This is a genomic window from Gordonia otitidis NBRC 100426 (genome assembly GCF_000248075.1).
In the GTDB taxonomy this organism is placed as follows: domain Bacteria; phylum Actinomycetota; class Actinomycetes; order Mycobacteriales; family Mycobacteriaceae; genus Gordonia; species Gordonia otitidis.
The window spans coordinates 1-20,429 of the sequence record NZ_BAFB01000100.1; the positions used below are offsets into that span (position 1 = coordinate 1).

19 protein-coding genes are annotated in these 20,429 nt (G+C 64.7%); 6 read left to right on the forward strand and 13 right to left on the reverse strand.

The window, feature by feature from the left end; translation table 11 throughout:
• Together GOOTI_RS10255 and GOOTI_RS10260 are read left to right on the forward strand one after the other, a co-directional pair.
• Positions 1-408 (forward strand): ABC transporter ATP-binding protein (locus GOOTI_RS10255; protein WP_007238518.1); only part of this gene is annotated, 408 nt, incomplete at its 5' end.
• A gap of 181 nt (positions 409-589) precedes the next feature.
• A complete protein-coding gene (locus GOOTI_RS10260) occupies positions 590-1,807 on the forward strand; it encodes a DUF7373 family lipoprotein (RefSeq protein ID WP_007238519.1) in 1,218 nt (405 codons plus the stop codon).
• A 54-nt stretch (positions 1,808-1,861) separates the two neighbouring features.
• On the opposite strand, the gene GOOTI_RS10265 is transcribed toward GOOTI_RS10260, so the two are convergent.
• The 7 genes from GOOTI_RS10265 to puuE form a co-directional block, all read right to left on the reverse strand.
• A complete protein-coding gene (locus GOOTI_RS10265) occupies positions 1,862-2,221 on the reverse strand; it encodes a Rossmann-fold NAD(P)-binding domain-containing protein (RefSeq protein ID WP_007238520.1) in 360 nt (119 codons plus the stop codon).
• Positions 2,222-2,447: 226 nt separating this feature from the next.
• Positions 2,448-4,283, reverse strand: coding sequence for a penicillin-binding transpeptidase domain-containing protein (locus tag GOOTI_RS10275; RefSeq protein ID WP_039993894.1), 1,836 nt, complete (start codon positions 4,281-4,283; stop codon positions 2,448-2,450).
• A gap of 74 nt (positions 4,284-4,357) precedes the next feature.
• Entirely contained in the window at positions 4,358-5,194 is an 837-nt protein-coding gene (locus GOOTI_RS10280) for a GNAT family N-acetyltransferase (protein WP_007238522.1), read from the reverse strand.
• Positions 5,195-5,264: 70 nt separating this feature from the next.
• Positions 5,265-6,449: a flavodoxin-dependent (E)-4-hydroxy-3-methylbut-2-enyl-diphosphate synthase gene (gene ispG / locus GOOTI_RS10285; RefSeq protein ID WP_007238523.1), complete on the reverse strand. Its 1,185-nt coding sequence runs from the start codon at positions 6,447-6,449 to the stop codon at positions 5,265-5,267.
• Between the two features lie 67 nt (positions 6,450-6,516).
• Complete coding sequence (locus GOOTI_RS10290; RefSeq protein ID WP_007238524.1) at positions 6,517-7,743, reverse strand: M50 family metallopeptidase; 1,227 nt, start codon at positions 7,741-7,743, stop codon at positions 6,517-6,519.
• A 55-nt stretch (positions 7,744-7,798) separates the two neighbouring features.
• A complete protein-coding gene (gene dxr / locus GOOTI_RS10295) occupies positions 7,799-8,995 on the reverse strand; it encodes a 1-deoxy-D-xylulose-5-phosphate reductoisomerase (RefSeq protein WP_007238525.1) in 1,197 nt (398 codons plus the stop codon).
• An 8-nt stretch (positions 8,996-9,003) separates the two neighbouring features.
• Positions 9,004-9,969 carry an allantoinase PuuE gene (gene puuE / locus GOOTI_RS10300; RefSeq protein ID WP_039993895.1) on the reverse strand — a complete coding sequence of 322 codons (966 nt, stop codon included), beginning with the start codon at positions 9,967-9,969 and terminating at the stop codon, positions 9,004-9,006.
• A 196-nt stretch (positions 9,970-10,165) separates the two neighbouring features.
• Here puuE and GOOTI_RS10305 point away from each other — a divergent pair, with 196 nt between their 5' ends.
• A complete protein-coding gene (locus GOOTI_RS10305) occupies positions 10,166-10,438 on the forward strand; it encodes a DUF2631 domain-containing protein (protein ID WP_007238527.1) in 273 nt (90 codons plus the stop codon).
• A gap of 4 nt (positions 10,439-10,442) precedes the next feature.
• On the opposite strand, the gene rlmN is transcribed toward GOOTI_RS10305, so the two are convergent.
• Complete coding sequence (rlmN, locus tag GOOTI_RS10310; protein ID WP_039993901.1) at positions 10,443-11,555, reverse strand: dual-specificity RNA methyltransferase RlmN; 1,113 nt, start codon at positions 11,553-11,555, stop codon at positions 10,443-10,445.
• Between the two features lie 30 nt (positions 11,556-11,585).
• Here rlmN and GOOTI_RS10315 point away from each other — a divergent pair, with 30 nt between their 5' ends.
• The gene (locus GOOTI_RS10315; protein WP_007238529.1) at positions 11,586-11,972 is read left to right on the forward strand and encodes a LapA family protein; all 387 of its coding nucleotides are present in this window, start codon (positions 11,586-11,588) and stop codon (positions 11,970-11,972) included.
• Between the two features lie 207 nt (positions 11,973-12,179).
• Here GOOTI_RS10315 and GOOTI_RS10320 read toward each other — a convergent pair whose 3' ends face one another.
• The 5 genes from GOOTI_RS10320 to GOOTI_RS10340 form a co-directional block, all read right to left on the reverse strand.
• Positions 12,180-13,061: a phosphatidate cytidylyltransferase gene (locus tag GOOTI_RS10320; protein ID WP_007238530.1), complete on the reverse strand. Its 882-nt coding sequence runs from the start codon at positions 13,059-13,061 to the stop codon at positions 12,180-12,182.
• A gap of 20 nt (positions 13,062-13,081) precedes the next feature.
• Complete coding sequence (gene frr / locus GOOTI_RS10325) at positions 13,082-13,639, reverse strand: ribosome recycling factor (RefSeq protein WP_007238531.1); 558 nt, start codon at positions 13,637-13,639, stop codon at positions 13,082-13,084.
• A 130-nt stretch (positions 13,640-13,769) separates the two neighbouring features.
• Positions 13,770-14,510, reverse strand: a complete 741-nt coding sequence (pyrH, locus tag GOOTI_RS10330; protein WP_007238532.1) for a UMP kinase — start codon at positions 14,508-14,510, stop codon at positions 13,770-13,772.
• A 159-nt stretch (positions 14,511-14,669) separates the two neighbouring features.
• A complete protein-coding gene (locus GOOTI_RS10335; RefSeq protein WP_007238533.1) occupies positions 14,670-15,623 on the reverse strand; it encodes a glucosyl-3-phosphoglycerate synthase in 954 nt (317 codons plus the stop codon).
• A 53-nt stretch (positions 15,624-15,676) separates the two neighbouring features.
• Positions 15,677-16,753, reverse strand: coding sequence for an alpha/beta hydrolase (locus GOOTI_RS10340; protein WP_007238534.1), 1,077 nt, complete (start codon positions 16,751-16,753; stop codon positions 15,677-15,679).
• Positions 16,754-17,269: 516 nt separating this feature from the next.
• Here GOOTI_RS10340 and GOOTI_RS10350 point away from each other — a divergent pair.
• Together GOOTI_RS10350 and GOOTI_RS10355 are read left to right on the forward strand one after the other, a co-directional pair.
• Entirely contained in the window at positions 17,270-18,691 is a 1,422-nt protein-coding gene (locus GOOTI_RS10350; RefSeq protein WP_007238536.1) for a condensation domain-containing protein, read from the forward strand.
• 14 nt (positions 18,692-18,705) lie between these two features.
• Entirely contained in the window at positions 18,706-20,400 is a 1,695-nt protein-coding gene (locus tag GOOTI_RS10355) for a DHA2 family efflux MFS transporter permease subunit (protein ID WP_007238537.1), read from the forward strand.
• The last annotated feature ends 29 nt before the right edge of the window (positions 20,401-20,429 follow it).

The following is a 20,429-nucleotide window of genomic DNA, read 5'->3' on the forward strand; positions in this document are numbered from 1 at the left end:
ATGCGCGTGTGCCATCTCGACGACATCGCCGAGCGCCCTTTCGGCCAGCTGTCCGGGGGCCAGCAGGCGCGGGTCTCGTTGGGGCGTGCGCTTGCGCAATCGACCCCGATCATGCTTCTCGACGAACCGACTGCGGCCCTCGACATCCACCATCAAGAGGGCGTCCTCGACATACTGCGCAGCCATCGCGACAACGGCGCAGCCATTCTGCTTGTGGTCCACGACCTTTCGCTCGCCGCCGCCTACGCCGACCGCGTCGCCCTGATGAAGCAGGGCCACCTGCTGGGCGTCGGATCGGTGCGCGAGGTGATGACCGCCGACCGACTGTCGGAGACCTACGACCATCCTGTCGAGATCTGGGACCACCCCGAGACCGGTGCCCCGATCATCGTCCCCCGACGACAGTGAGTTGATCGCCGACTCGCCGCGTCATTCACGCGACTGCGGAGCCCAGAGCGGGTGCCGATGCCGAGCGAGCGTCGTATTAGGGTGCACGGTGGTCGTCTGAACGATTCGGCCAGGGAAGGGCTGACAGGCAATGAGATTCAAGCGAGCTACGTCACACTGGTGTGCAGCGGGAGCAGCGGCTGTGGCAGTGATCTTGACCGTGGCTGGTTGCTCGGTCGATGGCGACGCGGTTGCTTCCTCGGGCGATGAGTCCGTCGATGTCGCCACACTCGACACCGGTCGATACCCCACCAGCCCCCGTCCGACTTTCGGCACCGTCACCGATAGCGTCGAGATTTTTCGCATCGACGCTCAACGGTTGGCACAGTATGTCGTCGTACCGTTCGAGATCGATCCAGACCTCACGTCGACGTCCATGCCCACCCAGGCGATCATGGGGTCGCCGGGTGGCTTGATTTCGGACTCAGCGAACAATGTGGCCGTCAACAAGGACCGATTTCTCTTCGGGTTCTCCGTGGCTGCGGGCACCCCCGACTCCCAGCTGCGACAGGGTAATCCACGCAGCCTGAACGCACTGGTGTTGCGATACGCGACGCCCGAGGACGCGAAGACCGCCGCCACGCAGATGGCGGCAGCCACTGCCTCCGACAAGAAGACTACGACGGGCACACTTGCGGGAATGCCGGACACCGTCACCGTCGCCGGTAGTACGGGCGACAACCGGCAGCTGATGACCTTCACTTATCACCAGACCTTCGTGATCTACGAATGGTTCGAGACCAACTCGGCACACGCCGACCTGCTCGAACCCACAGTTCGAAAGGCCATCGGCTTACAGACCGCACTCGTCGATCAGTATCCGATACGACTGAACAAGTTCGAACGCGAACAACGGGGTATCAAGAACATCGACTACCCGGTTCAGGACCAGAACAAAGTCCTCGTCTACGCCTTGCCATACACCGACGCGGAAATCGAGAACAAGGACTCGACGATCCTACGCAGCAGCGTGCGCGCAGTGTACGGACCACGTGGTATGGCACAGACAAGTGATGATCCGGTGACGACCTTCAGCACACTGACCAAGGTGGGATCCACAGCCAACGCTGTCGAGAAGTCCGTCGTCTACCGTGCGAACACACCCGAGGGCGCCACGACCATAGTGGACAAGTTCCGAGCGAGTGGTACATCGCGCGGATGGAAGGACATGCCCGCACCCCCCGGCCTCCCCAATGCGCGCTGCGCGTCCTCAGCCAACTCGACGAACAACGTCTACCAGTGCTACGTCAAGAAGGGCCGCTATGTCGGAGAGGTCTCCTCGACGGACAAGAAGGACGTCTACCAGCAGGCAGCTGCGCAGTATGTGATTCTCACCAAGGCCGACCAGAATGCTCACTGAATAAAGTCGCGGGGCCCGTCACCGTCATGGGCTTGTCCCGACTCCGCTGCTCACTCAGAACCGTGCGGTCGGGAACCGCTGCGCGCCGACGAGGAACCGCTCGTGCTCGGCGTGCAGCCGGTCGTGAAAGTCCGGTGTATCCGTCGGACCGAAACCGACGACCGGCTCCCGCTTCTCCAGCCGCGAGAACACCGAATCGCAGAACTTGTCGACGTCTGCCCCGTGTGCGTGGTCAGGTCCTGCCAGACCGGTCGCCACGGCGGGCGGGACGAGCTCTGATACCGCCACACTCGTTTCTGCGGAGCAGGACACCACGAACACACCAGCATCCGGCCGCAGTCCGGTAGACGACAAGCTCTCCCGTGGGGAGATGCAGAAGTGGGTTGCCTGGAAGCGTGCGACAGACACCGTCATGGACGCGGTGATCGCAGCGACAGCTCATCCAGCGTGTCGGCACCATCGCCGCACGCCACATCATCGCCACCGACGAGGGTCGCCGGCTGGCGGCGCACGCACGCACCGTTCACGCCGAGGCGGTCCGAAGCCACCTTCTCGAACCCTTGACTTCCTTCGACTCGCGAGAGTTCTGGGCCGCTGTGAACACGCTCGCGCGAAGACCAGTGGACTGATCGTCCGGGCATCACGGACGCGACGACGTCGCGTATCCCGGCGGGAGGAAGTTGAAGAAGTCGCGCGTCACCGCCACCGCGTTGTTGGAATCGGCGCCGCGGACGACGAGCGTCGCGAAGGCGAGGTCGCCGCGATAACCCGCGAACCAGGCGTGCGATCCGCCGTCGAACTCCGCCTCACCGGTCTTGCCGTAGATCTCGCCCTCGTCGGCGATCGTGGTGCCCGTGCCCTCGGTGACCACGGCCCGCATCATGGGCCTGACCTTGTCGACGACGCCGGGCTCCAGCTCGGGAGTGGGACCGGTGACCTTCGTCGGTTTGCCCAGGATCAGCTGCGGGACAGGCCGTTTACCGTCGTTGGCGACGGTGGCGGCAACAAGACTCAGGCCAAGAGGACTCACCAGCACCTTGCCCTGACCGAAGCCGTCCTCACTACGGGCCACCAGTTCGCTGGCGATGGGCACCGAACCCGACACAGCGTCGAGACCGGCGATTTCGTACTGCTCCCCTACCCCCATCGCCGCGGCGGTGTTGGCGAGATCCGACGGCCCCATCATGCTCGCCAGGTGAGCGAACGTCGTGTTGCACGACGCCGCGAACGCCTTGAGCATCGAGACCGTACCCAGCGAGAACCTGTCGTAATTGGGTATCGTTCGCGGACCGATCTCGATCTCGCCGGGGCATGGTACGAGCGAATCCGGTTGTGCGAGATCACGTCTGATGGCTGTCGTCGCGGTGACCATCTTGAACGTCGACCCGGGCGGGTAGAGTCCGGTGGTCGCGATGGGTCCGCTGGTGTCGGCCGCCTTGTTCTGCGCGACCCCCAGAATCCGTCCGGTTGACGGTTGGATCACGACCATCGCGATCTGAAATCGATTGGTGGCGTCGACCGCCCGTTGCGCGGCCTCCTGAACCGCGCGCGACAGGCTCAACGACACCGATGGCGCGGGGGTTGCAGCGTGGTCTGCCAGGACGTCGGCATCGAGGCCGTTGGGATTGACCGTCACGACGCGCCACCCGACATGACCGTCGACCTCGCTGTCGACGACCTTTTTGACCTGAGACAACAGCGTGGGGGCGAACCCGGGGTCCTTGGCGACGAGTTCGGCCTGCTCGTTGGTGACCACTCCGGGGATGGCCAGTTGATCACGCAACCTGTCGAACTGCGCCTGGTCGAGCCGGGTGATGGGGTACTGGCCATCAGTGGCCGTCGAGTCCTCGGCGATCTTCTGCGGGTCGAGTGACATGCCGGTCGCATTGAGCGCGGCGGTCAGACGGGTCACGGAGTCGGCGACGGACCCCTGCTCGGCGGCCTTCTTGGCGTCGAAGTTGACCCCGACGACGGTCCCGTTGACCATCACCTCGGAGCCGTCGGACTCGTTGACCGTCGCGCGTGGCGCCTCGACGATGCGCATCGACAGCCGTTGATTCGCACCGAGATCCGGGTGGATGTCTGTCGACGTCCAGCGCACCGCCCAGCCCGAATCGCTTCGGCCCATCTTCACCGTTGCGGGATAACTCCACTCGCGGCCGCGGGGTAGCTTCCAGTGATAGGTGACGTCGATGTCGGCGGTGTCCCCGTCGATGTCGGCGCGCCCGGTCTCCGCCGTCATCGACGAAGCACCCAACCCCGACCATGCGCCTTCGAGTCCCTGCGCCGCCTGCGTCGGGTTGTCGGTCAGCGAGGCCGCACCGTCGACGTCTCGTTTTCCGAACTCGGCGAGAAAGTGTTGCGCGGCCTGGCGCGGGCCGTCGTCGGCGGACGTGCACGCGGTGCTGCCGAACACGAGCGCAGCGCTGATCGCCACGGGAACAAGGGAAACGACGTGACGTCTGCGAAACACCATCGGTTGCCGATGATAAGGCGGCCGAGGCCCCGGACCCGGGAGGCTCGCGGGCCACTGCTCCGGGTGACGGCCTCTCAGTCCACCAGAACGGTGGCGAAGGTGCCCACCTCGGTGAATCCGACGTGTTCGTACACGGCTCGCGCAGGAAGATTGAAGCTGTTGACGTAGAGGCTCGGGATCCGTCCCTGCGCCTGCACGGCGGCGGCCACCGCGGCGGTACCGCCGGCGCCGAATCCTCGTCCACGTTTGTCCGGATCGACCCAGACTCCCTGAATCTGGCCGACTCGGCGTGAGAGAGAACCTATCTCGGCCTTGTACACCACCTGGCCGTTCTCGAACCGCGCGAACACCCGCTGCGCGGAGATCAACGCGGCCAGGCGGCGTCGATACGATCTCCCGCCGTCGCCGGCACACGGATCGACGCCGACCTCACCGATGAACATCTCGATCGCCGCCGGCAGGTAGACGTCGAGGTCGTCGAGTGTCACCAGTCGCACCGCCGGATCGGGAGCGACGCTCGGTGGTCTCGCCAATGCGAGCAGTGGCTGCGCCGGCCTCACCTCGCGCGCCGGACCCCATGCCAGGCTCAGCCGATCCCACATCGCCAGCACGAGGTCGGAGCCCCCGACGATCGACGAGCACACGCGCGCACTCGACAGCGCGCGTTCCGCGAAGTAGTTCATGTCCGCGGTCGTACCGACGAGCGGTATCAGGTTCGCTCCCGAGAAACACAATGACGTGGAGGGATTGTCGGCCGTCCACAGTTCGCCGCCGAGGAGTCTGGGGTCGATGCCGTGTGTCTCGAAGCGTGCGGCCACCATGCAGCTGGCGATCGGATCGGCACCGAGGACGCGCGCCACCGTCGGGGCGTCACGTGCGCCGAGCGGTTTGTCGCCCAACAGCCTCAGCACGTCTTTCCTCCCTCAGCCAGGAGCGGGTTCCCTGCACGGAATGACGCGCGTCGGGGCCGACACCCGTTGGTCAGGAAACAGTCACGACGGGTGCGCCCATCGTGCCTTCTCCAGTTTCTCCTGATTCACCCGCGATCCGCAGCGCTTCTTCGATGAGCGTCTCGACAATCTCCGCCTCGGGGACGGTTTTGATGACCTCACCCTTGACGAAGATCTGTCCCTTGCCGTTTCCTGAGGCCACCCCGAGATCGGCCTCCCGTGCCTCACCCGGGCCGTTGACGACACACCCCATCACCGCCACACGCAGCGGGACCTCCATGCCCTCGAGCCCGGCGGTCACGGCGTCGGCCAGCTTGTAGACGTCGACCTGCGCGCGCCCACATGAGGGGCACGACACGATTTCGAGTTTGCGTGGGCGCAGGTTGAGCGACTGCAGGATCGCGTCGCCCACCTTGATCTCCTCGGCGGGCGGCGCCGAGAGCGACACGCGGATGGTGTCGCCGATGCCCTGGCTGAGCAGTGAGCCGAAGGCCACCGACGACTTGATCGTGCCCTGAAAGGCCGGGCCCGCCTCGGTGACGCCGAGATGCAGCGGGTAGTCGCACTGAGCAGCCAGTTGGCGATAGGCCTCGACCATGATGACGGGGTCGTTGTGTTTGACCGAGATCTTGATGTCGCCGAAACCGTGCTCCTCGAACAACCCCGCCTCCCACAGCGCCGACTCGACGAGCGCCTCGGGAGTGGCCTTGCCGTACTTCTGCATGATGCGCTTGTCGAGCGAGCCCGCGTTCACGCCGATGCGGATCGGAATCCCGGCGTCGCCCGCCGCCTTGGCGACTTCCTTGACGCGACCGTCGAACTCCTTGATGTTGCCCGGATTCACGCGGACCGCTGCACATCCGGCATCGATGGCGGCGAAGATGTATTTCGGCTGGAAATGGATGTCGGCGATCACCGGGATCTTCGACTTCTTCGCGATGATCGGCAATGCGTCGGCGTCTTCCTGGCGAGGGCACGCCACCCGCACGATGTCGCAGCCCGATGCGGTCAGCTCAGCGATCTGCTGAAGAGTTGCGTTGATGTCGTGGGTCTTCGTGGTGGTCATCGACTGCACCGACACCGGATAGTCACTGCCCACCCCGACCGATCCGACATGGATCTGGCGGGTTTTTCGGCGCGGCGCGAGCACCGGAGGCGGACCGGCGGGCATACCGAGACCGATGGCGGTGGCACCGTCTGTGGCTGGTGCGTTCATCTCGTACTCCTCGAAGCGTTATCGGTTCTGTGCGCGGACGTCGTGTCGGGGCTGGACGAGTCGCGCATCAGAAGATCCTGATGGGGTTGACGATGTCGGCGGTGAGCGTCAAGACCATGAAACCGGCCATCACGATGACCACGGCATAGGTGATCGGCATCAGCTTGTAGTAGTCGACGACACCACCAGGCCCCCGACCGAACCACCTGCGCACGGTGTCGCGGCCCTTCTCGTAGCCGACGATCGCCATGTGCCCGCCATCCAAGGGTAGTAGCGGCACCAGATTGAACAGCCCGAGGAACAGATTCACGCTGATGAGCAGCAGCAGGAAAACACTCCACTGCCCGTGCTGGACGGTCTGTCCGCCCATCACCGACGCACCGTAGACACTGACCGGTGAGTCCGTCGCCCGCTCACCACCGGTCACCGCCGCCCAGAGCCCACTCACCTTCGACGGAAGCGAGATCAAGGCCTTGAACGTCTCCACCAGGAGTTGCCCGGTGAACGAGAACGTGCCCGGCACCGCGGTCGCGATGTTGTAGTGGTTGACGGGCTCCGGGGGTGCGTTGAGTTCCACACCGATCGCGCCGACCGTGATCGACTCGAGAGAGCCGTCCTCGGCCCTCTGCATGCGCTGGACCTGCGTGACGGGTACGTCGATACTCATCGTTGCGCCGTCCCGCAGCACCTCGAGATTCGCCGTCCCCTTGGTCTTCCACGTCGTGGTGATCAGATCCGCGTTGTTGTCGACCTGGTGACCGTTGATCGCGACGATCTGATCGCCGGACCGCAGCCCTGCCTCGGCGGCAGGACTCGGACCCGAACACGCGGTCGGGTTGCCCTTCGCATCGGTGGACGGAGCCACGCACGTCGCCTTGTCGACGTAGACGGGCGCGTTGTACGCGTCGGGACCGATCTTGGGCAGCCCGAATGCCACGGCGACGATGAATACGAGAACGAGACCCAGGATGATGTTCTGTGCGGGGCCCGCCAGCAGCACGACGAAGCGCTTCCACGGCTTCTGTCGGAACATGGCGCGGTCACGCTCGTCCTCGGCGAGCTCGTCGTAGGGCGTCATACCCGCGATGTCGCAGAACCCTCCGGCCGGGATCAACTTGACTCCGTACTCGGTCTCACCCCGCTTGGTCGACCACAGCGTCGGTCCGAAACCCACGAAATAGCGGCGCACCTTCATCCCGGTTGCCTGCGCGGCCCACATGTGGCCACACTCGTGCCAGGCGACCGACAGCACCAGTGCCAGCGCAAACAGCACGACACCGATCGCGAAACTCACTACTCAGACTCCAATTCGACGATCCCGTTGCAGACCTTCGTCCGGTGGCCTGCCGTCAGTCGGATGCGCGTGCGACGAGCTGAGCGGCGCGCTCACGGGCCCATGCGTCGGCGGCCAGAATCTCCTCCACAGTACCTGGCTGCGCACGCCACTCATCTGCGACGGCGAGCACATCGGCGATGATCCCCACGATTCGCGGGAATGCGATACGACCGGCGAAGAAGCCCGCGGCCGCCGCTTCGTTGGCGGCGTTGAACACCGCCGTCAGGCTGCCGCCCGCGCGACCGGCCTCGCGTGCCAGATCGATCGCGGGAAAAACGTCGTTGTCGACCGGCTCGAACGTCCACGACGACGCGGTCGAGAAATCACAGGGGATCGACGACCCCGGGACACGGTCGGGCCAACCGAGGGCCAGCGCGATCGGCAGCTTCATCGACGGCGGCGAGGCCTTGGCGATCGTCGCGCCGTCGACGAAGGTCACCATGGAGTGGACGATCGATTGAGGGTGCACCGTGACGTCGATCCGGTCGTAGTCGACGTCGAAGAGCAGGTGGGCCTCGATCACCTCGAGGGCCTTGTTGACGAGCGTGGCTGAGTTCAGTGTGATCAGGGGTCCCATCGACCACGTCGGATGTTTGCCCGCCTGCTCGGGTGTGACGTTCTCGAGTTGCTCGCGCGTCCACCCTCGGAACGGTCCGCCGGAGGCCGTCAACACCAGGCGTGACACCTCGTCGGCGGTCCCGGCGCGCAGGCACTGCGCGATCGCGGAGTGCTCGGAGTCGACGGGGACGATCTGTCCGGGTGCCGCGGCGTCGAGAACCAGTGCTCCTCCAGCTACGAGTGACTCCTTGTTTGCGAGCGCCAGTCGGGCTCCCGATTCCAACGCGGCCAGGCTCGGTCGTAGCCCGATCGACCCGACGATCGCGTTGAGCACGACGTCGGCGTCGACCGACTCGACGAGTCGACACATCGCCTCGTCACCGGCACCACCGTCACCGCCGAGTACACCGTCGCCGAGATCGACCGCGAGCTTCTCCGCGGCAACGGGATCGGCGACTGCGATCCGGTCGGGGGCCAATCCGGTCGCGCGGGCCTGAGCGGCAAGGATGTCGGGTGAGGCTCCGCCCGCGCCGAGTCCGACGACTTCGAAGCGGTCGGGGTGCTCTGCGATCACCTCGAGGGCCTGCACCCCTATCGAGCCGGTCGAGCCGAGGATCAGTACGCGTGTGCTCACCCGACCATTGTCACTCACCGGCCACTTCACGCAGGCGGGTGCACCGTGCGCCAGTGTTCGGCGATCTCGATCCGCCGCGGAATCCACACGCCGTCGTGCGACTGCACGTGATCGAGAAAGCGTTCGAGCGCCGCCAACCGCGCGGGCCGCCCGACGACACGGCAGTGCAGACCGACCGACAGCATCTTCGGCGACCCCTCGACGCCTTCGCGGTAGAGCACGTCGAAGGCGTCACGCAGATGCGTGTAGAACTGTTCTCCCGACGGAAACCCTCCCGGCGAGGCGAACCGCATGTCGTTGGTGTCCATCGTGTACGGCACGACGAGGTGATCGACTTCCTCGATGACCCCGTCGGTGCGACGCGGCACCCGTACCCAGTACGGCAGGTCGTCGGCGTAGCTGTCGGAGTCGTAGGCGAACCCGCCGTACTCGACAACGAGATCGCGCGTCTTGGGCGAGTCCCTACCGGTGTACCAGCCGAGCGGTCGTGAACCGGTGATCTCGGTGAGCAATTCGATCGCCGCCCGCATGTGCTCCCGCTCTACGTGCTCGTCGACCATCTGGTAGTTCAGCCAGCGATACCCGTGACAGGCGATCTCGTCACCACGTTCGACGAACGCGGCGGCCACCTCGGGGTTGCGGGCCATCGCCTGTGCGACGGCGAAGATGGTCAGCGGCAGACCGCGCTTGGAGAACGTGCGCAGAATGCGCCATACGCCCGCGCGGGACCCGTACTCGTAGAGCGACTCCATGCTCATGTGCCGGTTGGGGAACGACTGCGCACCGACCATCTCGGACAGGAAGGTCTCACTACCACGATCGTTCTCGAGGACGTTGTTCTCGCTGCCCTCCTCGTAGTTGAGGACGAACTGCACGGCGATCTTCGCGTTGTCGGGCCACTGCGGATCAGGAGTGGTACGTCCGTACCCGATCATGTCGCGCGGGTAGTCCTCGGTGCGGTAGTCGGCGAGAGAGCGTGTCGTCGGAAGCATGGCGGCATTCTCCCCCACATCGAGCGTGGCCGTGCGACAGGGCGTGGGGGCTGCCGCTATGCTCATCGTGAACTACTACTGATCGTCAGAGACGGCCGTGGCATTGTCGGCCGACTCGATCCGCTCCGGCACCGGAGCGCCGTCACGTCAGTTGTTGGGCAGTGAAATGTCAGTCCTTTGGCAGTGAGGAGCCACCGTGGCAAGCACCGAGGTCGAGCACGACAAGCACGAGCAGATCGACACCGGTTGGAAGCATGAGCCCGCCGATGCCCCCTCTGCCCGGTTCGGCTGGCACGGGACCGCCACCAAGACGGCGTACGCCGCCGGGTGGTTCTGCGTTGCCGCGCTGCTGTTCATGCTGATCGGCAACCAGGTCGGCCACGTCGAGGACATCTACCTGGTGGTCATCGCGGTCATCCTCGCGTTCATCCTGCTCTACAAGATGTTCAAGAAGAAGAAGTGGAGCTGAGCGGCTAGCTCGTCGTCTCCTCCGCCGCGAGCTGACCGCACGCCGCGGCGATCTCCTGTCCACGGGTGTCACGCACCGTGCAGGAGACTCCCTGCGCACGCACCCGCCGGACGAACTCCCGCTCGACGTCCTTGGGGCTGGCATCCCACTGCGATCCAGGAGTGGGGTTGAGCGGGATCAGGTTCACGTGAACCCGTGATCCGAGAGCTTTGTGCAGTTTCTTGCCGAGCATGTCGGCCCGCCACGGCTGGTCGTTCACGTCGCGGATCAGCGCGTACTCGATCGACACCCGACGCCCAGTGGTATCGGCGTAGTAGCGGGCGGCGTCGAGGACCTCCTGCACCGACCACCGGTTGTTGACGGGCACCAGGGTGTCGCGCAGTTCGTCGTCAGGTGTGTGCAGTGACACCGCGAGCGTGACCGACAGGCCTTCGTCGGCGAGTCGACGGATCGCGGGTGCCAGCCCGACGGTCGAGACCGTCACCGAGCGCGCCGAGATCCCCAGACCCTCCGGGCTCGGTGCCGTGATCTGACGCACTGCGGAGACGACGCGCTTGTAGTTGGCCAGCGGCTCGCCCATACCCATGAACACCACATTCGACAACCGGCCCGCGTCGCCGAATTCACCGTCGCGCAGCGCTCGGGCGGCCACACGCACCTGATCGACGATCTCGCCGGTGGACAGATTGCGATCGAGTCCGCCCTGCCCCGTCGCACAGAACGGGCAGGCCATCCCGCACCCGGCCTGGCTGGAGATGCACAGCGTGTTGCGATCGGTGTAGCGCATCAGCACACTCTCGAGGAGTGTGCCGTCGTGCAGGCGCCACAGCGTCTTGCGTGTGCTGCCGTCGTCGCAGGCGATATGTCGCACGGGTGTCAGCAACTGCGGAAACAGAGCCTGAGCCACCGCCGGGCGAGCCGACGCCGGAAGATCGGTCATCTCCTCGACATCGCCGTTGAGGCGGGAGTAGTACTGCCGAGCCAACTGGTCGGCACGGAACTTCGGCAGTCCGAGTTCGCTGATCACCGCGCGTCGACCGTCGGCGTCGAGGTCGGCGAAGTGTGTCGGCGGCAGCCCCTTCTTGGGAGCCTCGAACACGAGCGGTAATGACGTCATGAATCGATTGTCGCATGTCATGATGGGTGCATGAACCACGGCGACAAGCGCAGGGCCGACAACGACGTGACCGAATCCGAGGTATCGCCCGGTGTCGACCCCACCGAGCACCAGGCTCTGCTCGCCGAACGGCAGGAATTGCGCACCAGGATCGAGAAGGTCGAGCACACCCGCACACGCGCGACGTTCGTCGGTCTGGTCGTCGGTGCCGTTATCACGATCCTGCTGCTCGTGTTCATCCTGCAGAATCTCGAATCGCAGCGCATCGACGTGCTGTTCTGGGAGGTCAATCTGCCTGTCGGCGTGAGTCTGCTGATCGCCGCGATCGCGGGTGCGCTGATCGTCGCAATGGCCGGCGGCGCCCGCATGTTCCAGCTCAACAGGGCGTTGAAGAAGGCCAAGAACGCCACCGACTGACGCGATGACGAGTCAACCCGTCACGCGTCGACCTGCAGTATCGCCACACGCGCCGGAGTCGGTCGGGTCACCGTGTATCGGCGGATCGGTGGACGCAACGAGACCCTGACCGCGGTGCTGCCGTGTGAGGCGTCACGGCTGTTCGCCGACGTGCGCGCCGCTGACCCACACGTAGTCGGCCGAAAATACACACGAGCGACGGGGTCGTCACAGAAGTGCGGTCAGCACAGCCCAGACGATGAACGCTGATGGAAGCAGCGAATCGAGTCGATCCATGATGCCGCCGTGTCCGGGCAGCAGAGTACCCATGTCCTTGATCCCGAGGTCGCGCTTGATCTGGGACTCGACCAGATCGCCGAGGGTCGCGCACACCACCAGAACCGGTCCGAGAATCAGGCCTATCCACCACTGGCTGTCGAGGAGCAGGACGACGCAGCCGATCGCTCCCGCCGTCCCGACAAGCAACGACCCGACGAGACCCTCCCACGACTTCTTCGGACTGATCGCGGGTGCCATCGGATGCTTACCGAACAAGACCCCTGCGGCGTAGCCCCCGACGTCGGAGCAGACGACGACCACCATCAACGTGGCCACACGCGCGGCGCCGTGATCCTGGACCACCATCATCGCGCCGAACGACGCGAGCAACGGCAACCAAGCCAGCACCAACACACTCGCCGAGAGGTTCTTCAGATAGTTCACCGGTGCGTGATTGATGCCCTGAGCCAGCAACATCCACACCATCAGAACCAGAAGCGTGCCCACGAACGCCACGAGCACTCCGGTCGTCCCCCAGGGCCAACTCGACCAGATGATCGCCTGCCCACCGACGAGCAGCGGTATCAGCGCGACGTCGTAGCCGCCGTCGTGCAGGCGTTTGGTGACCTCCCAGGTGGCTATCGCGAAGGCGACCGCGACGACCACATACCAGACCTTGGGCGCGAACAGCAGGATCAGGATGATCCCGATGCCGAGTGAGAATCCGACGCCCAGCGCGGCGGGCAGGTCTCGTCCGGCACGGGACTTCTTCTGCTCCGCCGGTGCCGGGCGTTCCGGTGTCGAATCGTCCGACGCGGGATCGTTGGACATGGGTTGTGCGCGTTCCTCGCTCACACCTCGAGCAATTCCGATTCCTTGTGCTTGACCAGTTCGTCGACCTGGTGCACGTAACCGGCAGTGGTCTTGTCGAGTTCCTTCTCGGCGCGCGACACCTCGTCCTCGCCCGCCTCGCCGTCCTTCTGGATGCGCTTGAGTTCGTCGACTGCCTTGCGTCGGATGTTGCGGATCGCGACCTTAGCGTCCTCACCCTTGCCCTTGGCCTGCTTGACGAGATCCTTGCGGCGGTCTTCGGTCAGTTGCGGGATGGCAACGCGAATGAGGTTTCCGTCGTTCGTCGGATTCACACCGAGATCGGAATTGCGGATCGCGGTCTCGATGTCACGGAGGTTCGACGGCTCGTAAGGCTTGATGACGACCAGTCGGGCTTCGGGCGTCGTGATGGACGCGACCTGGGTGATGGGGGTCAGGGCGCCGTAGTACTCGATGTGGATCTTGTTGAACATCGACGGGTTGGCGCGGCCGGTCCGGATGGACCCCATGTCCTCGCGCGCCACGCCGACAGCCTTCTCCATCTTCTCCTCGGCGTCGAACATTGCGTCGTCAATCATGTCGGTTCCTGGTCCTCGTCGTCGTGCCGGTTCTCGTCGATTGGTTCTCGCGCTGTCGGTTGCTGCTCGCAACATCGCGTACTCATGGGATCGGGCCGCTCCCCGGCTGGTCGGCCCTCGCCCGGGTCTTCTACGTGCTCACCAGTGTGCCGATGCGCTCGCCCGCGACGGCCCGCGCGATGTTTCCCTCTTCCAACAGATTGAACACCAGCATCGGCATCTTGTTGTCCATACAGAGGCTGAAAGCCGTCGCGTCCGCCACTTTGAGCTCTTTGTCGAGCACTTCGCGGTGGGTGACCTCTCGATACAGCGTGGCATCGGGATTGGTACGCGGGTCGTCACTGTAAACGCCGTCGACCGCCTTGGCCATGAGCACCACCTCCGCCTTGATCTCCAGCGCTCGCTGAGCGGCCGTGGTGTCTGTGGAGAAGTAGGGCATTCCCATGCCTGCGCCGAAGATCACGACGCGCCCCTTCTCGAGGTGGCGTTGGGCGCGCAACGGAAGGTACGGCTCGGCGACCTGACCCATCGTGATGGCCGTCTGCACACGGGTGTTGATGCCGCGCTTTTCCAGGAAGTCCTGAAGAGCCAGACAGTTCATCACCGTCCCGAGCATGCCCATGTAGTCCGATCGTGCACGGTCGAGGCCACGTTGCTGCAGTTCGGCTCCGCGGAAGAAATTACCGCCGCCGATGACGACCGCCACCTGCACTCCCGAGATCACCACCTCGGCGATCTGGTCTGCGACAGTGCTCAGGACATCGGGGTCGAGGCCGACCTGACCGCCCCCGAACATCTCGCCACCGAGCTTGAGCAGTACGCGGTGGTAGCCCTTACGTGCGGGCTCGGGGGAATCGGGGGTTTCGCTCATCAACATCCTCACTCGTCGGTTCGCCTCGTCCATCTTATGGGGAGGCCGCCCTCGTCGTGATCGAGGTTGCCGATCCACGTGTCACTCCGACGCCACCTGACACGGCCCCGCTCTGCGCAGTGGGCCACGCCTCACAGGGGTCGGGGCCGATGGCACAGTTCAGCGACGGCGGACATCGACGAACAGACTCCGCAACGCCGGTCTGTCGTCGAGCACGGGATACGACCGCTGCAGGCTGTGGGTGCCGTCGCCCTCCATCGCGAATGTGACCAGGGGGCTGCCGGAATCCGGGACCGACACCCGGGACAGGAATGTCGCGACGATCTGCCGCGACATGGGGCCGAGTTGGTGGAGCGGGCGATTGCGATGCATCCGCCGTCCGAGGTTGACCTGACCGATGGCGTCGACGCCGTGCTCTGCGAGCGTGTCGAGCAGAATCCCGATCTCGACGCCGTATCCGGGAGCGAACGGTATCGACGTCAGCAACTCCCGGGTACCGGCGTACTCGCCGGCCAGTGGCTGGATCAACCCGCACAATTGCGGACACAGTGCCGCGATCAACGGCCGCACGGTCAGTTCGGTGACCCGTCCGCCACCCGACGGATCGACACCGTCGACCCCCATCAGTGGGCGCCGGTAGTAGCCCTTCACGAGACGCAACTCCGGCGTGGTGAGCAACGGGCCGACCAGTTTGGGCACGTAGGTGGGATCCGGATCGACGAGGTCGCTGTCGACGAACGCGACGATGTCACCGGTCGTCGTCGCCAACGATCGCCACAGCACCTCCCCCTTGCCCTCAACGACAGGCACACCGTCGAGGGCCGACTCGCGCGACTCGACCCTCGCCCCCGCGGCACGTGCGACCCCGATGGTCGCGTCAGTGGACCCGGAATCGACGACGACCAACTCGTCGACCAGCGTGCCGACCAGGGGCATGATGCTCTCGACGACCCGGCCAACGGTCCGCTCCTCGTTCAGGGCGGGCAGCACGACCGAGACCGTCGTGTTCCCGTTCCTCTTTGCCGTGAGAAGATCCTCGATCCTGAAGTCAGGTCTTTCCCAGGTGTTCGACTCCAACCAGGTGGCCGAACCCTGCGACGCCGAAATCGTCATCGATGCCTGATGTCCCTCGGCAGCGCAGGTCTGCCCGGTCGGATGTCGTTGACTCATTTCCGCAATGCCGCCTTGAACTGCGGCCACGCACGGTGCAGTTCGTCCTGCCAGTAGGGCCACGCGTGCGTGCCGCCCTGATAGAAGTGGAATGTCGCAGGCACACCCATGTCCCGCATGCGACGCGCAAGGTTCCGGGAACATTGATCGGTCGCCGTCTCGATGGCCGCGCCGACAGCGATCTGCTCGGCGAGTTTCTCCCCGCTCCCGTCGATCCCGGGTCCGTCGATCGTGTCGTAGCGACCGGGCATCCCCGAGCCGTTCGAGACATACACCGACTTGCCGCGGAACTTCTCCACGTGCAGATACGGATCATTCTCGCGCCACGACGGCGCGGTCGGCGGCCCCCACATGTTCACCGTGTTCCCACCACCACGCCCCTCGACGACCAACCGCACCGCCGCCTGACCCGCGGGATCGCTGGTCTGCGCGCAACCGCTGAACGATCCCAGCGCCCGGTACAGCGTCGGGGCGTGCAACGACAGTTGAAACACCGACGTGCCCGCCATGGAGATGCCGGCGATGGCGTTGCGCCCGTTGCCACCGAAACGTTCGTCGATGACCGACGGCAGTTCGGCGGTCAGGAACGTCGCCCATTTCTGCACGCCCAGCTTCGCGTCCGGGCGCAGCCAGTCGGTGAAGTAGCTTGCGGCACCGCCCATGGGCACAACGACATTCACGTCTTCGTGCGCGAAGAACGTACGGATGTCTGTCTGATCGAACCAACTGCTGCCACCGTCACCGCCTGCGGCGCCGTTGAGCAGGTACAGCGTGGGGGCAGCCGTGCCGGAACGAGACGGTATCACCTTCACAGGCACGGCGCGTCGCATCGCGGGCGAGGCCACTTCGAGGTCGATCTCGTTGGGCGCCAGAACGTTCTGAGCAACAATCCGCGTCTGCTCCGGACCGGCCAGCGCTTCCGGTACCGCTACGACGCCGCCGCCGAACACACACGCCGCCGCTGCGATCGCCACGAGTCTCGCGCGCCACACGCCTGTCTCGAACGTCAACCGACGACGGACGCGCGCATCGGCAAAGCAGATTGCAGACTTCACTCGACTCCCCCACTTCATCTGTGTGTCACGATGTCGATCCCCGCCCCGGCCGACACACCGTCGTGCCCTACTACCGAAGGGACGTGGCCGAGCACGGCCCTATGCGTTGCGACCCCACCGTCGCCATCCTTGGAAATCGGGAAATCATTGAGCCGCACGACCACATTGGAGCCCGATGCGGGCAGTGTGCCGTACCCGATATCCAATTGTCCACCGGTTACACAAACGTGGAAAAGTTGATCTTTTGACCCATTTCTGCAGCCGACCACTACTGATGAAGTTGGTCCATCGACCCACTTTCACACCTACCGAAATACGCGACTCCTGGTCATTTGATCCACTTCGATTCGTCTGGTGGTCAACAGATTTCGCGTGTCGTCGACCCCACACTTTCGTCGCTGTCGACAATTGCCGCAATTGCGTTGTTGCGGTAGCGTCGCTGAAATATTGCGTGACGTGACGCTTACCGTCGTGGCGTGAGGGGAAATCGGGGGATGCACTCATCGACCACCAGACAGAATTGAGGTTGTATCGATGGTGAATTTCGGGCTGATCGACGAATGGCAGCCACGCGCCGGCCGAGTGACGAGTTGGACGCTGTCGCCCGAGGCGATTGCCACGGGAGCGAAAGCACCCCTCCATCCGGTTCCGCCGTCGCATCAACAGGAGGAGTACCTTCACGCGGCACTGCGCAACGAATCCGCGGGTTTTCGCTTCTCACGACTCTGCTTGGAAGCCTTCGACTTTCAGAGCCCGCTCGATCCTGACGCCTTCGCGCGCGCGGTGACGACATTCCTGCGCCGCCACGATACCTATCTCTCCTGGTTCTCGGTCGAAGCAGACGGCACCATCGCGCGACACGTCGTCGACCCCGACATCGTCGAATTGTCGTCGACCGAGCACGGTGACATCGCGAACCCCGCCGACATCAGAACCCTGGTGTCCGACAACACTCCCGGTCCGTTCGCATGGAACTGTTTCACTTTCGGAGCAATCGAATGGGACGGCGGCTTCACTTTGTACGCCGCGGTCGACCATCTCAATACCGACGGTATTTCACAGGCGCTGACCTGCGTCGAATTGATCACCCTTTACTCCAACGAGGCATTCGGACTCGACAACCCTGTTCCCGAGATCGGCAGTTACCTTCGCTATTGCGAACACGAGCGCTCGGTCTCGCGAGAACTGACACCCGAGTCGAACGAGGTGCGCCGGTGGATCGAACTGATTCGCAACAATGGCGGCGAACTGCCCCATTTCCCCCTGCCGCTCGGCACGGACTCCGAGGGCTACACGCGCAGTGGACATGTGACCGAGAGCGTCTTCGACGAAGCCGCCGCGCAGAGGTTCGAGAAGACCTGCAAGGAGAACGGTGCCAACATGACCGCGGGACTTCTCGCGGTGGCTGCGATCGCGTATTGCGAATTCACCGGCGAGGCAGAGTATCTCGCGATGACACCCAAGAGCACACGGGCCGCGGGGCGCGAGTTGAACTCGGTCGGATGGTTCACCAGTTTGATTCCCGTTCCGATCAAGGTGGGTCCGGCTGCAACCTTCACCGACATCGCCACCGTGGCCGGCCGGAGCTACACGAAAGGAAAAGAACTCACCGACGTCTCGCTGCACCGGGTGGCACAGTTGGTCGGCAACGACGACGGCATCGACATCCCGGTCGGCTGGACCGTTCCCATGTTCTCCTACATCGACGTCCGTAAGCTGCCCGGGGTCGACCTCTTCGACGCCATCAACGGCTGCCTCTACGGCAATCGCGGCAGCAGCGAGGAAGTATTCATGTGGGTCAACAGATTCACCGACCACACCTCGATGAGCTTCCTGTTTCCGGACACCGACGAGGGCCGCGACTCACTCGCCCTGTACGCCGAGAAGGTCAAACACATCATGCGGATCGTGGCCGACCAGGGCGATTATCAGCCGCAGTTTTCGCACGCGAACTGATCGGACGTAGCCTCATGGCGGCCAACACCACGCCGGTGGTGTCCCCGAGCAAGTCGGCCGACACGTCGCCCCGTGCTGCATGGCTTGCACTGGCAGGATGTCTGCTCGGACTTTTCATGCAGATGCTCGACACCACGATCGTCAACATCGCACTTCCCGACCTGACCGTCGAGCTCGGTGCCTCGACCTCCGAGCAGCTGTTCGTGCTCAGCGTCTACACCCTGGCTTTCGCGTGCACACTGTTGACGGCAGCGACGCTCGGTGGACGGCTCGGGCGGCGTCGGCTCTTCATCGTTGCGATGGTCGCCTTCACTGTCACGTCGGTCTTGTGTGGGCTGGCACGCAGCCCCCTCGAGTTGATCATCTGCCGCGGCGCGCAGGGGATGAGTGCGGCGCTGATGTCTGCGCAGACGCTCGCGCTCATCGCCGCGCTGTTCCCCAAGTCGCGGCACGGGATGGTGTTCGGAATCTACGGTGCCGTCGCGGGATTGGCCGCGATGCTCGGACCGGTGCTCGGAGGACTCCTGGTGACCGGCGATCTGTTCGGCTGGGGATGGCGTGCGATCTTCTTCGTCAACGTCCCGATCGGCGTGCTCGCCTGTGTACTCGCAGCGCGGCGGCTTCCCCGGATGCGCGACGACTCGTCGCCCCGACTCGATCTCGTCGGAGTTGCCCTGTCGACCGCAGGCCTCTTCCTTCTGCTCTATCCTCTGGCGGTGGGCCGTGAGCAGGGTTGGCCACCGCGCCTGTGGGCGATGATGGGTGCGGCGATCATCCTGTTGGGCTTATTCGTCGTGGCGGAACATCGACTGCTCCGTCACGGCGGCGCCCCACTGTTGCGACTCGACCTCTTCGCGTCGCGACGCTTCTCGGTGGGCCTGATGCTGTCGTTGCTGTTCTTCAGCGTGTTCGCCGGATTCTTCTTCACCGTCTCCGTGGCAACGCAGTTCGGGCTAGGCTACTCGGCGTTACGCACCGGTCTGCTCGCCCTGCCATTCGCGCTGGGGGCCGCAACCGGTTCGGTGGCCTCGCCGCTCGTCGTCCGTCGACTCGGCCCCTCGCTCACGCTGTGCATCGGCGTCGCAGTTCTGTCGGCTGGTCTGGCCTGGCTGGCCGCGACGCTCGCACCCGAGACCGCGTCGCTGTCGGTGCCGGCCGTGATCACCCCACTGGTCGTCGGCGGCATCGGCACAGGCTTCTTCATCGCTCCTCTCCAGACAGCGATCCTGTCGGACACGAACGAGAACACCATCGGTTCGGCGTCGGGCTGTGTGCCGACAGTCCAGCAGATAGGCGCGTCGATCGGACTGGCCGTGGTCACCATCTTCTTCTTCGGACAGGTGGCGGCCCAGTCGGCGGATGCGGTGCCTGCGGCTCGCACGAACTTGTCGGCCGCGCTCGAGCACACTGCGGTCGATCCGATGTTCCGCGGCGCGGTGGTCGATCGTTTCGCCGATTGCGCATCGGCTCAGTTGACCTCAGCGCATCCGGAGCGCCCGGCGCCGGGATGCTCGACGTCGAGTTCGGCTCAGCAAGGCGTCGCGGCCACGGTCGCCCGCCAGGCGGCACCCGAACTCAAAGTGGCCGGTCGACGCGTGGCCGCGCAGAGTTTCGTCGGAGCTTTTCGGGCGACCCTCTGGGTGCTCGCGATCCTCGGGGGTGTGATCGCCGTGCTGTCACTCGCGCTCGGACGTCGCCCGACGGACTGAACACGATCACGAAACACCGATGCCCGCAT